Source organism: Arthrobacter livingstonensis, from assembly GCF_003219815.1.
GTDB lineage: Bacteria > Actinomycetota > Actinomycetes > Actinomycetales > Micrococcaceae > Specibacter > Specibacter livingstonensis.
In genome coordinates this window covers 2,317-16,800 of record NZ_QJVD01000045.1, presented here as the reverse complement: position 1 = coordinate 16,800, position 14,484 = coordinate 2,317, and the positions used below count along the sequence as shown (strand labels likewise).

Genomic DNA, 14,484 nt, shown 5'->3' with positions numbered 1-14,484 from the left:
ACTCATCAGAGTAGGTTGGTCGAGAAGACATGGGAACAATCCTTTCAGGAACTGTCTCACATCATTAGTACACCTCAATCATAGTATTTTAGGTCCACGTCCAGGTAGGGAAGAATCAAGCGTTCCTTAATGAAGCGCCATAGGATTCTGGTCATCTCGTCCCCGTCGAGTTCGACGACAGGGCCGAGAACCAAAATTTTCTTTTCAGACATCATTTCTCCTAAGTGGATGGACGTGACAGATCATCACAACCTGTCTATCTTGATGGAGCAGCCGTCAGCGTCCAGCGCTGCCTTGAGTAGGGCTGTCCCAGGGTGTTTTGGTGTCGCTGCCGGCGGCGTGTTCTTTAGTGGATCTTCCTTTAGCGCAAGCCCGGAACAATCGGGTGTCGGTTCTGAATATTTGGAGGCAGATCTCATTTCGCCGCAGATGATGAGGCCCAGGCCTTGTTCTCATCGTGCGACGAGTCCGGGTGAATCCAACGCAGGCGTAGATCGAGGGCAGGCTTGAGGCCTGGATGGTTCATCTTGGGAGGGAAGCGCCGGCTGGATTTACGGACAGGCTGCCGGGCGACTGCCCGAGTTGTTCCCGGGCCGTACGCAAAATGCCTTGCAGCAGCTCACGAGACACGGAGAGCAAGCCATTGATCTGGGGATAGGCCAAGGCATAGAACATTTGCAGTCCCCGGCGTTCAGACGTGACGAGATGGCAACGACGCAGGACCGACAAGTGCTGTGAAAGGTGCGAGGCTTCCAGTCCCGTCTCGGCCAAGAGATCGGTCACGGAGACTTCCGGGGCTTGGGCGAGTAGTTCCAATGTCCGGATCCTCACAGGATGCGCAAGACCTTTGAACAGGCTCGCTTTCACTTCGTATAACGGGGCACGAAAATCTGTGGGCTCGGACATGGCACCTCTCCGCTGATATTGATTAATTGACTATTTGATGAATTTATCATCAAAGGGTGGCGGATGTGAACTGTCTCCCATAGGAGGGGAACGACACCGGGATGCCTCAACGGACTCTGTGGCATTGTATTTGGTCCTGTTCGGGGGTGGTGGCAGTCGAGGACTTGTGGAGAGTCCTTGTATGTGTGGTGCGAGGGTCCCTGCCTGGCGGATGAATGTCGTCTCTGCTTGAGGGGTTAGAGGTCGTTGCCTGCATATGACTGGTTGAAGCTCTTGTTTGCTAGCGGAAAATCCGGGACGATTGTTTCGGCTAGGGCCAGGGGCAGTGCCGGCCAGTTGAAAAATGATGGATCGACAATTTTGACCCGGGTCAGCACTCCGCCGGGGCCTAGTTCGACTCGGTGGGTGATGCTGCCCCGCCAGCCCTCGATGAGCGCCATCCCGTCTCCTGGCCCGGTCGGGTCCGTGTGCACGCCATTGCCTCGATGGCGCCCGAGTCGGCCAATGAGCTCGCCCACCACGGCGGTTGAGACAGCGTATTCCTGTGCCCGGACCCGATACCTGCCAAGGACGTCCCCGCTTGTTTCGGTGACAACGCGGAATGCCTTGCCCAGATCGGCGAAGGGATGATCCTGGCGGGCGTCGCACGCCATGCCTGATGCGCGCGCAACATATCCAAGGGCTCCGATGGCCCTTGCCTGTGGGGTGGGGAGGGTTGCCGTCCCGGTAAACCGGTCCCGGACGATGGAGTGGCCCAGTGTGAGCGTCACTAGTTCGGCAACGTCCCTGGCGATTCCGTGAAGTTCTGCCGGGTCGGGCAGTCCCTGGATCCTTGTTCCACCTACCGTCAGTGCCCCGCGCAGGAAGCGGTGTCCGGTCACGGTTTTGTTGATCCGCAGGAGTCTCTCCCGCAGCCGTTGGGCGTGGGCGTCAATAATGCTCAAGCCCGTGTCGTTGGCGAGGGAGCCAAGATCGGTGACGTGGTTGTACATGCGTTCCATTTCCAGCAGCATCGCGCGCAGCAGACGGTCGGGGGCGGACACCTCAATCCCTGCGGCGGACTCCACTGCCATGAGAAACGCCAGAGTGTGCCCGACCGCTGTGTCACCGGAAATCTGCTCGGCGAGTTCGATTCCCTCTTGGGCACGGCGGCCCTGGAAGAGTTTTTCGACACCGCGGTGCATATACCATTGCCGGGCTTCCATCCGGAGGATCGTTTCTCCGACAACAGAGAACCGGAAGTGGCCAGGTTCGATGATCCCGGCATGAATGGGGCCGACGGCGATCTCATAAACCCCGGGGCCTTCGACCTCTACAAAAGGGAAAGACTCGATGTCCGGGTTCAAGGCTGGTCGGGGCTCTGCGCTGTGAAGCATGGGGTACCACCCGCGGGGCCAATGGCCATGGCGGACCAGCCGGAACGGTTGGGGATGCCCATCGGGGCGGACACCGTAGAGGTCGCGCATTTCTCGTTCGAAGTTTCCTGCCGGGTACGACAGAGCGGCCACGCTGGGAACCCAGGAATCACCTCGGGGCACCGGCACTACAAGTTCTACGGGCCGGCGGGCGTTGCCGGCAGTGAAGGCGTAGACAATGCGAAGCTGGTCTTTGTCCTCATGGCAGGCGACCAGCGCCAGCCGGTATCCTTCCCCCAGCAGGACGGCTGCCTCGTCCCGAAGCCTGCTGCGGTCCAGTGCGCGGACTTCGGGGTGATTCCGGGGTGTAAAGGAACCGTTGGTCATCAAGATGCTCCTCCAAGAACCGCGGCGGCGCGTATCAGCAAGGCTCCGACAGGTTCGCCGATAAATGCGACCGTTGCCGTTGTCCCCAAGGCCAGAACCAGGGGTAGCAGTGGCCCGTGAGGGGAATAGCTTGGTCTTGCCACAGGACTGGGCGGGGATCCGAACGTCATGGCGATCGTCAGTCTGGTCAGGGCGGCGAAGATGACGAGCAGTAGCACTAGCGCTGCAGCCACAACGGTGCCCATGCCGGCTGCCCACCCGGCCATAATGATGCCCACTTCAGAAAAGAAAATGCTGGAGGGCGGAAACCCCAGAAGGGCTGCCATGGCTATCAGCCAGGGGATGGCGAGCCCTGGCTGCCGGACAAGCAGGGCTCGGACATCAGCAATGACCGGGGTCCCTTCAACGGCGAGGATGCGGCCTGAGATGACGAAGAGCGTGGCCTTGGTCAGGCCGTGGCCGAGAATGTACAGAAGGACCGCTGGCATGGCCGCCGGGCCGATGGCTGCCCCGATGGCCATGAGGCCCATGTGTTCGATGCTGGAGTAGGCCAGCATTCTTTTGTAGTCCCGTTGCCGGATCAGCAGCGATGCGGCGACGGCAAGGGAGAGCAGCCCGCCAATACTGAGCATGGTGCGCAGGAACTCCGGTCCGATGACCGCGTCAGTGATGCTCTGGATGCGTAATATCGCATATAGTGCGACCGAAAGCAGTACACCTGACATGAGGCCCGAAACTGGTGCCGGGGCCTGGCTGTGCGCATCGGGCAGCCAGCTGTGCATGGGGGCAAGGCCTGCCTTGGTGGCGAATCCCAGGACAGCCAGGGCACCGCCGGCCTTGATCAGGGCCGGGTCAAGGGGAAGGTTGGTTTGGCTGAGGCTGAGCCAGGAGAGCGTAGGCTCCCCTGCCCCCCTGGAAGCGGCATAGATCAACACGATGCCCAGCAATGCTATGGCGACACCAACGGAGCCGAGGATCACATATTTCCAGGCGGCTTCCAATGATTTGCGGGTGCGGTGGTGGCCCACGAGGAAGGCTGTGGCGATGGTGGTGGCCTCTACCGAGGCCCACATGAGACCGATGTTATCGGCCAGAACAGCCATGGACATGGCGGCTAGGAATACCGGGACAAGCGCGTCGTAGGAACCAGCATATTTGCCGTGGCCTGCGGTGTTGGCGCCGAGGCCACCCCAGGTGGACACCAGCCCGACGGCGCCCACCACAGTGAGCATGTAGGCAGACAACGCGTCGGCGCGAAGTACCCCGCCCGCACTGCTCGGAACCTGGTCCTGCAGGGCCGCCGTGACCAGGAGCAGCCCTGAGAGCAGAACGACCGCACTGGCCGTAACCCCGCTGAATCTGCGAAAGCGCGAAAAGCCGTTGGTGAGGCTGAGCCCGGCGAGGAAGGCGGGGATGATCAAGGGGGTCCATAGTGCGAATGCCATCAGTCGTGCAGCTCTCTCAACTGGTCAATATCGGTATTGCCAAATTTGTTGCTCATCCGGCCTGCGAAGGCATACAGGATCAGCACCACCAGCAGCACGTCCAGGGAGACCCCCAGTTCCAGAAGAAGTGGAACACCACCCGATGTCAGAAACGCGATGGTGGCGATGCCGTTATCGAGCAAAAGGAAACCAACCAGTTGCGAACGGGCACGGCGGCGTGTGACCAGCAAAAGGAACCCGACCAGCACCATCGCCAGCCCAATGGGTGCGGCATGGGCCGGAATGCTTGCATTAAGACCGGCCAGGCGGCTACTGACGGCATAACTGAGGATCGTCAGCAATGCGACAGCCAACAGTGCCGCTGTCGGATTCAAGCGCGGGGACTCATCGGCCATATGCGTCGTTGCCCTGGATTGGCGGGCCAGCACCCACGGCAGTGCCACGCCTTTTACTACCAAGACCAAACCGGAGACGACCAACAGTTCAGCCTCGCCTTCGTGCATGCCGATCGTGGCCACCAGGGCCGCCAATATTATTCCCTGCGTGGCCAGCAGTCGTATCGAGGCCAACAGTGAATGCCGCCAGACCATCAGGACGGACGTGAGCAGAAGTCCGCCGGCAAACAGGCCAATCAACTGTGGGTAGACGGTTTCAACCATGATGTGTTCCTAAGCGACGAGGTAGGAGGCGGTGACGGCAAGGAAGGCAAGGGTAAATGAGCCGGCGAGCAACTCGGGAACCCGGAACAGGCGGACCTTGGCAAGGAAGGTTTCCCCCACGCTGAGCACAACCCCCAAGAGCAGAACCTTCACCACCACGGTGACGACCCCGAAGGCCACGCCGGGGAGGCTAAAATCGGTAAGCACACCCCAGGGGACCATCAGGTTGCTCAACAGGCCCAACAACGCAGCCAGTTTGAGCCAGGACCCCAATTCAAGCCACGCCAGGTCCCTGCCGGAAGCCTCCAGGACCATGGCCTCATGCAGCATGGTCACTTCAAGGTGCGTTGACGGATTGTCCACCGGAAGTCGTCCCGTCTCGGCCATGACGGCAATCGACAAGGCGACCAAGGCAAGCAGGCTGACCGGGGAAATGATGATCGCCGGCGAGAACAGGCGCGTCTGAACAATTAAGGCCAGGGTGGATGACCCGGCCGGGACAGACAAGGCATACACCGAGAGCAGAAGTGTGGGCTCGACGAGGGCGGCCACGGTCATATGCCGGCTGGATCCCATTCCTCCAAACGCGGTGCCGGCATCCAACCCAACCAAGGCCAGGGCCACCACTCCGACCAGCATCACGGCGACAATGACGAACAGGTCGCTGGGGATCAACGGCACGGGGAGCGTACCCACCAAGGGCAGCAGCACGCACAACACGAGGCTCGAGACCAATAAGGCCACGGGGCCGGCACGGAGCATCCAGCTGCTGTCTTGCGCACGGACCGGGTCCTTACGCAACAGTTTCCGCAGGTCCCGCCACGGCTGCCAGATCCCTGCGCCCGCCCTTCCTTCCAACCTGGCCTTTACCTGCCGGATAACACCGACAAGCACAGGGGCCACGGCAACAAAGAGGACGACCTGCACGAGGGCAACCACTATCGCCGCCCCAATCAAAAGGACACTACAATCAGCACCGTCAGAAAAGCGATAAAGGAATAGCCCAAATACCGGTGGATACTGCCGTTTTGTGCCTGTCGGGCAAGGACGCCAAAGCGCTGGGCAACATTGAGAACAGGGCGGTACAGGCGGCTTTCGAAGACATCGGAAACACGCTGTTCCACTTCGACACGTTCAACCAGATAGCGGGACTCGCCCACATGGGTGACCTGAACATCGCGTGAGGGTTTGAGCACATCATCGAAGACCCGGACCAGCGGCTCCGCGTAAGAAGTTGCCGTGTACTGCATCCGCGGCCTCGCACGTGACCCGCCACCGCCCCAGGGAAGTGCAGACCTGCGTGGGCGGTGGCGGCGGGCAGAGACCACGACGGCCACCATGACGGGCACAGCCACCAGGACAGTCAACAAGAGAAACGTGACGGGATCCAGCAACACCCCAATGCCAGGCAGCTCCACCCCCGCCAACCCGACGGAACGCACATGAGGTACGATATCGGGCCCCACGCAGGAAGCGATGACCGCTGCCAAAGGTCCGGGAAGCAGCCCAAGGACAACAACGGACAGTGCGCCCGCCACTAGCGACACATGCATGGCCGGTGGAACTTCCTGTGCAGAGCTCGCCGCGGCAGACCGGGGACGGGCAAGGAATGCGATCCCATACCCTTTCACGAAGGTAAGCAGGGCCAGCCCCGCGGTCAGGGCAACAACCGCCACGGCCATCGGCATCGCGACCGATGCCGCTACGGAGACAACGTTTCCCTCGATCCGGGAACCATGGATCAGGGCCTGCAGCAACATCCACTCGGCAACAAATCCTGAGGTGATGGGCAAGGCAGCTGCCCCGAGACTGGCCACCCCGAACGTGGCTGCGGTCAAGGGCAGCCGCCGCCCAAGTCCACCGAGGCGGTCAAGGTCCATCTCTCCGGTTGCATGGTCCACGGCCCCTGCCCCGAGGAAGAGTGTGGTCTTAAACGCGGCATGGCTGACAACGAGGAGTAAGGAAGCCAACAAGGCTGCATCGGCCGCCGGCACGGCGGCATAGCTGCGCAGAAGCATCGACGCACCCACCCCCAAAAAGGCCAGGCCCATGTTTTCCGTGGTGGAGTAGGCAAGCAGCACCTTGAGATTACTGGAGACCGAGGCCTGGAGGATCCCGTAGAGTGCCGATACCCCGCCCAAGATCATGACGAGGACGCCCCACCAGGGGGGGCCGCCGGGGAGTAGCCGGACGCAGACAACCAAGGCCCCGTACACGCCGATCTTGACCATGGCACCGCTCATCGCCGCAGCGACATGGCTGGGCGCTTCCGGCAGCATTTTGGGAACCCACACATGCAGTGGCACAAGCTCCGCCTTACCCGCGAAACCAAGTATTAACAGGACAAAGGCCACGCTGGCTTCCCACGACCCCGGTGGGACAGTGGCCATCGCGGCAAACCCTGTGCTCCCGGAAACAGCCGCCAAGACAGCGAAGCCTGCAAGAATGAAGAAGAAGCTCAGTTGCGACATCACCGAGTACCAAATTGTTGCCGAAGCAACCGTGGCGCGGTTGGAATGATTGGCCAGTAGCAACACCGTCGAGGCGAGCGTCATGACCTCCCAGGCAAGCAGAAATGACAGGGTGTCCGCTGACGCGGATACCAGCTGCATTCCCACTAAAAAGACGGGCAACGCGGCCCACGAAGTACGTGAAGCCCCCGGGCCGCGCACTGACCCCATCCCGTACAGGGACACCAAGACGCCAACCCCGGAGACAACCACCATAAACAGGCCACCGAGCCGGTCGGGCGAAAACTGAAGCGCGTCCACAGGCAATGCCAGGGGCACCACCAGGCCGCCCAGCTCACCCGACATGGCCAGGACCCCAGTGACGCAACCTGCAGCGGAGACTAACACGCACAGTGGCCCACCCAGTCGGGCCCTCCACAAGGCGGGAACGACAACCGCCACTATCACGGCCATCAACGCCACCACCAATTGAACCAGCAGCCCTGCTCCGATGCCCATCATCGTCCCGTCATCCTGCGCAACGCCTGCACGATTTGGTCCGGTTCGGGTGGGGTGCCAGGGACTTCGAGATCGATATTAACAAAGTCAGACACCAACCCGGCAATCCCATAGCCCCCTGAAAATACGCCCCCGGTGATCGCACAATCCCCCACCGCGATGACGAAACGTGGAAACGGCGTCGCGTCCAACGTCCGCAGCAAAGGCTGAACCATGTTCTGCGTCACCGCACCTGTAATCAGCAGAACGTCAGCATGCCGGGGGGAAGCCACCAGACGGACACCATAACGCTCCACGTCATACACTGGCCCGAAAGCACTCGCCACCTCCATGGCGCAATCGTTGCACCCGCCGACGTTGATAAACCGGACCTGCACGCTTCCACCGAAGACGCCAGCACCCTCAAGCAATGCCGGTGCGGGCGCGGCAGGCTCCGCGGCCCGACCGCTGCGGATGATCAATCGTGCCAGCCGTCCGAGACTCACGCCACTCCAAAGGACTGCGCGGGCACAAAAGGCACTATCGTGCGCCAGGCCCCTGCTGCTTGCACCAGATCACCCTTTTCCCGCGCTTTGTCGGTATTGCTCATCGAGTCCTCCGCCCGTCCCCAGCCCGTCCGCCGCCCGCGGCCTAAACCGGCAGCAAGCCCATTCCAACCAGGCCCCGCTGCCAGCCCCCACCGAAAGTGACCTCAGGCACCGATTCAGCGCGACCCGCGCTATTTGAAACGCCTTGAAAAAAACGACCACTCACTGTTCTTCCGATGTTCTCATGAGTTCCCGGACGGGCCACTGCCGTCGGCACTGGTGACACGCACCACCCCCGGTAAAGTAGACAATTTACGTCTTCGACGAGGACAGCATTTACTGACATGGCTATATGATGAATTTAGCATATAGTTTTACAAGGCTGTCCTTCGACTCGGGGTCATGAGTGAATCTTTGCACTGGACGAAAGCCTCCCGGGATGGGGCGACTGCCTCAAGGACCCTGAAATCGCGGCGAAGGAGGACGATCTGCCACGACGCCTGAGGTTCCCGATCGAGGCCCGAGGGAAAGTGTTATGCGTCGCATTGTCTGGGGATGCATTGGTCATGGTGGGTGGCGATGGAACTGCCGTGGTCCAGCGCTCGTTGGCGGCGTCAGCGTGACGACCAGACCTGACACTCTGTTTGGCGCGCGATCCTCGCTGCGGCCATCTCGTCAAGGTGATTCTGTCCGGCCGGCCAGTGGTGAAGTGGACTATCCGTTCCGGGTGGTCAATGATCCACACGAAGTGGCCCCTTCCCAGCTGCTGGCATGGTAGACACGAGTCATTGACATGAGCTGTGAGCAGAGGGACAGGAGCGGGCACGATGATGATCGTGGCCGGCCCCGAGCGGACCGAGGCGGCATGGCAGGCAGGCGAAATACCTCGCCCGGCTTGTTCGGCGCAGCTGCGCCCCCACGGACATGCCCGCACGCGCATCGCAGGGGGCCTGGGCAATGAGCTGCTAACGAAGCAGCCACGGCGCGCCCGCTGCGCCGGCTGCGGACGCACCCAGGTACTGTTGCCAGCCGCGTTGTCCGCCCGCGGGCCGACACCCTCCAAGTCATCGGGACCGCGCTGCCGGCCAAGGCTGCCGGCGGCGGGTACCGGACGATCGCCGCCCAATGGGCCGGCCCCTCTCGACAGTGCGCCGCTGGTTGCGCCGGGTGCCGGAAATGCACGTCCAGTGGCTGTACGAGCAGGCGGTGCAGCGCGCGTTCCGCCTCAACGCCGACATCCTGGTCCGACCCAAACAGTGGCCAAGCCTGCTCGGCTGGAGCCTGAATGTGTTGGCCGGTGCCGCACTGGCCCACCGCCACCGCGTAGGCCCCGACCTGTCTCCCTGGGTCCTGACCGGGCTCTTCACGCGAGGTAACCTGCTGAGCCCACCGCTCGCACCTAAAAATGTGGCCAGACCGTGCTTTGCCGTGCCCTGAAACGCCCGTCACCATGACGACCAAACCCACCAATCCCATCAGCATCCAAGGCGACGCCGCCATCGTCAAATAACGCGCTCGACAACACCTTGGCCACGATCTTCCCTACATCACCACGCAGCCCCTCAAACCACTACAGACACACTCACTGTGAGACTTGTTTGTAGCTGGTCTGGGACTGGCTGGCAGGATTGGTACTAGCCGTTCTACCCCGTGATTGTGACTCTCCACGCACCTGGCCCGCTCGGTGTCCTTTCTAGGACTTGTCCAATTATGGGTGCTCGGACAGTACCAGTCCGGCCCACTTCGGTAGCTTGATTAGAAGATTGTCCACCCCTCGGGCGTGACTCGTCACACCGCTGTTCCGTCGTGACCCATACCCGGGCTGGTACCGGCCGGTGACGGCCAGCAGAACCATGTCCAACACAATAGGGAAAGTCCGGTGACCGCTTTGTCTATCGTCGCGCATTCTCACCCATTTGTCGTGGGTGTTGACGTGCACGTACGCAACCATGTCTTCGCGATCGTTGACGCTACCAAGGGTGCGTTGCTGGATATGCAGGCATTCCCCACCACCGCAGCCGGTATCAATCGAGCCATTAAATGGGTCGCCCGCCGCACCAACGCCGATGCAGAGACCCTCTGGGTCATCGAAGGCGCCGCCTCCTACGGGGCGATCCTCGCCGGCACCGTGGCCACCCACGGCTACCCGGTCGCTGAAGCGCCGCGCATGGACGCCAAGAAGAACCGCGGGGTCGGCAAATCCGACCGTATGGACGCACATCGCATCGCCCTGGCCACCCTGCCGCTAGCAGTGGAGAAACTGCGCCGTCCCCGCTTGAACGAAGGGATCCGGCAGGGTTTACGAATACTGGTCACCGCCCGGAATTCGATGGCCAAGGACCGCACCCGCTCGGTCAACGCACTAAACGCCTTGGTGCGCAGCAACGACTTGGGCGTTGATGCCCGCAAGAAGCTCACTTCCACCCAGATCGAGGAGATCAGCCGGTGGCGCGAGCGTGACGAAGAGCTCTCTTTATCGATCGGCAGGGCTGAGGCAATTCGGCTCGCTAAGCACATTCTGGACCTGTACGAGCAGCTCAAATCCAACGAGACGCAGTTGGATGGTCGACTCAAGGTCAGCGAGGCAGCCCCGCTGCTCGAGGAGAAGGGATTCGGGGCAGGGACGGCTGCGAAGTGCCTCGTGGCATGGTCTCACGAAGGACGGGTCCGTGATGAGGCCGCGTTCGCGTGCCTAGCCGGAGTAAACCCCATCCCCGCATCCTCGGGTAACACGACCCGGCACCGGCTCAGCAGAGGCGGTGACAGGGCGCTGACAGGGCGCTGAACAGCGCATTGCACCTGGCTGCGATCACCCGGATGACCCATCATGAAGATACTCGTCAGTACGGTGAAAAAACGCCGCGCTCACGGCATGAACGACAAAGAAATCCGCCGCTGCATCAAACGCTATCTGGCCCGTCGTGTCTTCCGGATCCTGAATGCCTCGGTTAAAAGAAAGGAGTTTCAAAATGCGGCTTGACAAACATAGAAGAGTCCTCGTGGTTCAAGTTGGAGATACGGCGCCATTGCAGGTCGCCTCACAAAGCGCCCATCACCGCATGTATGGTTGGTCCATGACCGACGAGGACGGAAGCAGCCGAGACAACCGAAGTTTCAGTGAGTCGTTCCCTGGCCTTGGCATCAGTGTGGGGGCATTGGCAGGGATCGCGATCGGAGTCACTAGTGCTGGCGTATCCGGCATCGCATTAGGCATCGGTATAGGCGCTGGACTCGGCTTGGTCGCGGGATCGATCGCGCGGCTGTGGTGTCGGCGGCCGTGACACTTCGACGGGCAGCGCGATCGATGCGCAACCTGTATTTTTCAAAACTTGGCCACACAAAAAGCTTGGACAGGTTGCGATCACCGTGGACGCCGTGGCGAGTCACAGGGCATGAGTGCCGCCCCGAATCACCAAGTGATAGGTGATTTCACCCGCACTCGCCGCACGCGTAGTCCGCCGGGCCGAAGTAGCCCATGCCAGGCGGCTGTCAACTTGTTATTGGGATGATCACCGGGATGATCATCGCGACCATGATGGCCGCCTGTGCAGCTTGGACCGAATCCGCGACTGCGGCGGAAGTGGTCGTGGCGGTCGCGCCGGATTGGGCGATGGACTTGGCCCGGGCCCCGGCATGCTTGCGGTGTTCGGTGTCGGTGAGTCCTCTCACCAGCCCCAGCGGTGTTAGCAGTGAAATGAGCAGAGCGGTGCGGGGGTCGGGTTCCTCGTTTTGGACGAGGACATCGCGCAACCGATCACGCAGGTCGCGTTCGGGGGTGGGGTCCACCTCGGGCCACCTGGTCGTCCGGAACAGTCCAAGCACCTTGGCGTGCTGCTCGGTGAGCACCCCCTGCTGGGCAAGGGACTGGCCCACTTGCGAAGCGAGAGGCTTGAGTGCGGTGGGCAGCCGGTTCACCCAATGCTGCGCGGTACGCGGCTTGTCGCTGTGCAGCAGCTCGGCGTGGGCGGAAGCCAGCAGCGGATGCGAAGCGGTTCCGGCCACGGCGACCAGCGTCTTGCCAACGGAGACAACAAGCTCCTCCGAAGCCAGATCGAGCAGCAGGGCCCCGGCGAGCCCGTTATCCAGGGAGAGTGTGCCGCTGCCTTTGCCTGTGCCGTCGTCATGGGAAAGCAGGAAAATCTCTTCGGCCAGCAGCAATGGGATCATCACCCCAGTCTGCCCCACACGGCGTTGGCGCGCGCAGCCGACCGAGGCCCGGTAAAATGCTCTGCCTAAACAGCCCGGCTGCAGCCGGCCCCAGTCATCGTATGCCGATTCCAATTGCGGAGCTTACTGGTTCGCGTGACGGCTCCAGTCCCCGGTCGTTCGACCCAACTGCCTGTCAGACCATTGATCAAAACCGAGCAAAGTCGTCCACAGGGCGAGATCAGTTGCCGGCTACAGGGGTTGTCAAGCCCCGGGCACCTCCACTTGCGGCTCTGTGAACGCACTGCTTGTCCGGGCCAAAAGCACGATCAAGACAATGACCCCCGCGAAGGGAAGCAATATCCAGAACAGATGGGTCCACTCACGTCCGGTGTCTCGCAGGCGGCGGACGCTGACGGCGAGGCTCGGCAATAGCACGACGATTCCCCACACAGCAGCGAAACTGACAAAAGTGGATGCGGAGACGGCGGTGGCGTTGAACTCGAACTGGCGCCCGGCTGCCGGCAACGTCAGTGCATACAGGGCCGAGCTCACCAACGCACTGAACAGGGCAAACCACCAGAATTCAGATCGTCCGGCACGGCCATTGAATTCTGCATACTTGCGAAAAACGGTCCTGATCGACTCGAAGAATGTCATGTTCGACAACCCTACAGCGACTCGAACCACGATCAGATCAACCGAATGGCAATCTAGCCCTCTTCGACTGAGTCCCGACCCCCCCGAGATTTGGAGCGTGTGTCCGCAGAACTGCAGTGCGTCTTCATGGAACCGGCTGCGCGCAGCGCGGCATCGGCGCACGCCTGATCGATTCGACGTTGACGGCAGCCGGGGATTTCGGTGCCGAGAGGATCACCGTGCAGGGGAGCGAGCGGGCGTCACGTCCTACGCTCGCGCAGGTTTGTCTTCCTCGGAGCGGTTCATGGTCCAGAGCCTGCGGTGAGTGTACCGGCCAGTCGGGGAGATGAACATTTCCCGCGTGACCGTAGGCCGATCCCTTAGCTGACGAAAGCATCAAGCGAGAGCTGGCGCGCCATGTCGCGTGCGTACCCTTCCGTCGAGCTATGCGTGGCGTAGACCTCGACGTCGTAAGCAACTCCGCCGCGCACGCTTAGGGCTGGCTGTCGCGCCAGCCCTTCCACACGGTCGACGCGTCGTGCCTCGCGAAATATGGCGACGCCCGGGTCGCCGCGCGCGGCCACCCAAATCAGCTCCACATCGTTGAAGGCTGACCGCAGACGCTCCTGTCCCGCTCCCCATGACAGAGGAACCTCATCGAGAATCACGGGGGCCCCTGCGCGGGCCATACTCCTGAGTCCGGTGTGCCAACTGCGTTCCAAGGCCAGCACTGAAAGTGATGGTGCCGTCCTGGTGGCCTGGGGCCGCTTCGGCCCGTGGGCCGTGAAACACCTCCGACACTGCCCGCAGTTACGGGTGGATGTAAAGTTCGTGCACGTGCCCGTCCGCCGAGAAGTAGTTCACGTGCTGGCTGCTGTCGCTCCCCCAATACCCGTCCAAGGCGCTGCCCGGCACGGCCGGGACACCGCTCGAGAAATTCGTCAGGTCATTGTCCACCCAGGACGCACCGGGACGGATGTACAACTCGTGCACATGCCCGTCCACCGAGAAGTAGTTCACGTGCTGGCTGCTGTCGCTCCCCCAATACCCATCCAAGGCGCTGCCCCCCACCGCCGGGACACCGCTCGAGAAATTCGTCAGGTCATTGTCCACCCAGGACGCACCGGGACGGATGTACAGTTCGTGCACGTGCCCGTCCGCCGAGAAGTAGTTCACGTGCTGGCTGCTGTCGCTCCCCCAATACCCGTCCAAGGCGCTGCCCGGCACGGCCGGGACACCGCTCGAGAAATTCGTCAGGTCATTGTCCACCCAGGACGCACCGGGACGGATGTACAACTCGTGCACATGCCCGTCCACCGAGAAGTAGTTCACGTGCTGGCTGCTGTCGCTCCCCCAATACCCATCCAAGGCGCTGCCCCCCACCGCCGGGACACCGCTCGAGAAATTCGTCAGGTCATTGTCCACCCAGGACGCACCGGGACGGATGTACA

12 protein-coding genes and 2 pseudogenes are annotated in these 14,484 nt (G+C 61.8%); 2 read left to right on the top strand and 12 right to left on the bottom strand.

What is annotated here, in order from left to right:
* Positions 1-77: 77 nt before the first annotated feature.
* From CVV68_RS24440 to CVV68_RS21470, 8 genes and pseudogenes are all read right to left on the bottom strand, one after another.
* A pseudogene (locus CVV68_RS24440) lies at positions 78-212 on the bottom strand (NADP-dependent isocitrate dehydrogenase); the annotation flags it as partial.
* A gap of 310 nt (positions 213-522) precedes the next feature.
* On the bottom strand, positions 523-906 hold the full coding sequence (locus CVV68_RS21500; RefSeq protein ID WP_110503036.1) for an ArsR/SmtB family transcription factor: 384 nt from the start codon (positions 904-906) through the stop codon (positions 523-525).
* Positions 907-1,142: 236 nt separating this feature from the next.
* Positions 1,143-2,648: a hydrogenase large subunit gene (locus CVV68_RS21495; protein ID WP_110503035.1), complete on the bottom strand. Its 1,506-nt coding sequence runs from the start codon at positions 2,646-2,648 to the stop codon at positions 1,143-1,145.
* Positions 2,648-4,093 (bottom strand): proton-conducting transporter transmembrane domain-containing protein, encoded by a 1,446-nt coding sequence (locus CVV68_RS21490; protein WP_110503034.1) that lies wholly within the window; start codon positions 4,091-4,093, stop codon positions 2,648-2,650. Before CVV68_RS21490 ends, CVV68_RS21495 begins: the two co-directional genes overlap by 1 nt.
* A complete protein-coding gene (locus CVV68_RS21485) occupies positions 4,093-4,752 on the bottom strand; it encodes a hypothetical protein (RefSeq protein WP_110503033.1) in 660 nt (219 codons plus the stop codon). Before CVV68_RS21485 ends, CVV68_RS21490 begins: the two co-directional genes overlap by 1 nt.
* 9 nt (positions 4,753-4,761) lie before the next feature.
* Positions 4,762-5,691, bottom strand: coding sequence for a respiratory chain complex I subunit 1 family protein (locus tag CVV68_RS21480; protein ID WP_245933716.1), 930 nt, complete (start codon positions 5,689-5,691; stop codon positions 4,762-4,764).
* 14 nt (positions 5,692-5,705) lie between these two features.
* Positions 5,706-7,721 carry a proton-conducting transporter transmembrane domain-containing protein gene (locus CVV68_RS21475; protein ID WP_211320954.1) on the bottom strand — a complete coding sequence of 672 codons (2,016 nt, stop codon included), beginning with the start codon at positions 7,719-7,721 and terminating at the stop codon, positions 5,706-5,708.
* Positions 7,721-8,206: an NADH-quinone oxidoreductase subunit B family protein gene (locus tag CVV68_RS21470; RefSeq protein WP_110503030.1), complete on the bottom strand. Its 486-nt coding sequence runs from the start codon at positions 8,204-8,206 to the stop codon at positions 7,721-7,723. Before CVV68_RS21470 ends, CVV68_RS21475 begins: the two co-directional genes overlap by 1 nt.
* A gap of 1,167 nt (positions 8,207-9,373) precedes the next feature.
* Between CVV68_RS21470 and CVV68_RS21465 the strand changes: the two genes are divergently transcribed.
* Together CVV68_RS21465 and CVV68_RS21460 are read left to right on the top strand one after the other, a co-directional pair.
* Positions 9,374-9,685 carry a hypothetical protein gene (locus CVV68_RS21465; protein WP_110503029.1) on the top strand — a complete coding sequence of 104 codons (312 nt, stop codon included), beginning with the start codon at positions 9,374-9,376 and terminating at the stop codon, positions 9,683-9,685.
* 442 nt (positions 9,686-10,127) lie between these two features.
* A pseudogene (locus tag CVV68_RS21460) lies at positions 10,128-11,228 on the top strand (IS110 family RNA-guided transposase).
* Positions 11,229-11,737: 509 nt separating this feature from the next.
* Here the strand turns inward: CVV68_RS21460 and CVV68_RS21450 are convergent.
* The 4 genes from CVV68_RS21450 to CVV68_RS21435 all read right to left on the bottom strand — a co-directional run.
* A complete protein-coding gene (locus CVV68_RS21450) occupies positions 11,738-12,415 on the bottom strand; it encodes a GOLPH3/VPS74 family protein (protein ID WP_110503028.1) in 678 nt (225 codons plus the stop codon).
* Positions 12,416-12,658: 243 nt separating this feature from the next.
* Positions 12,659-13,054 carry a DUF805 domain-containing protein gene (locus CVV68_RS21445; protein ID WP_110503027.1) on the bottom strand — a complete coding sequence of 132 codons (396 nt, stop codon included), beginning with the start codon at positions 13,052-13,054 and terminating at the stop codon, positions 12,659-12,661.
* Between the two features lie 359 nt (positions 13,055-13,413).
* Positions 13,414-13,764, bottom strand: a complete 351-nt coding sequence (locus tag CVV68_RS21440; RefSeq protein ID WP_281268321.1) for a phosphotransferase-like protein — start codon at positions 13,762-13,764, stop codon at positions 13,414-13,416.
* Positions 13,765-13,843: 79 nt separating this feature from the next.
* Positions 13,844-14,484, bottom strand: a 641-nt coding sequence (locus tag CVV68_RS21435; RefSeq protein WP_170133295.1) for a hypothetical protein, incomplete at its 5' end; no start/stop codon positions are given.

Coding starts and splice junctions, on each gene's coding strand:
- CVV68_RS21500 (WP_110503036.1), bottom strand. CDS start 906: ATGTCCGAGCCCACAGATTTTCGTGCCCCGTTATACGAAGTGAAAGCG.
- CVV68_RS21495 (WP_110503035.1), bottom strand. CDS start 2,648: ATGACCAACGGTTCCTTTACACCCCGGAATCACCCCGAAGTCCGCGCA.
- CVV68_RS21490 (WP_110503034.1), bottom strand. CDS start 4,093: ATGGCATTCGCACTATGGACCCCCTTGATCATCCCCGCCTTCCTCGCC.
- CVV68_RS21485 (WP_110503033.1), bottom strand. CDS start 4,752: ATGGTTGAAACCGTCTACCCACAGTTGATTGGCCTGTTTGCCGGCGGA.
- CVV68_RS21475 (WP_211320954.1), bottom strand. CDS start 7,721: ATGGGCATCGGAGCAGGGCTGCTGGTTCAATTGGTGGTGGCGTTGATG.
- CVV68_RS21465 (WP_110503029.1), top strand. CDS start 9,374: ATGGGCCGGCCCCTCTCGACAGTGCGCCGCTGGTTGCGCCGGGTGCCG.
- CVV68_RS21450 (WP_110503028.1), bottom strand. CDS start 12,415: ATGATCCCATTGCTGCTGGCCGAAGAGATTTTCCTGCTTTCCCATGAC.
- CVV68_RS21445 (WP_110503027.1), bottom strand. CDS start 13,054: ATGACATTCTTCGAGTCGATCAGGACCGTTTTTCGCAAGTATGCAGAA.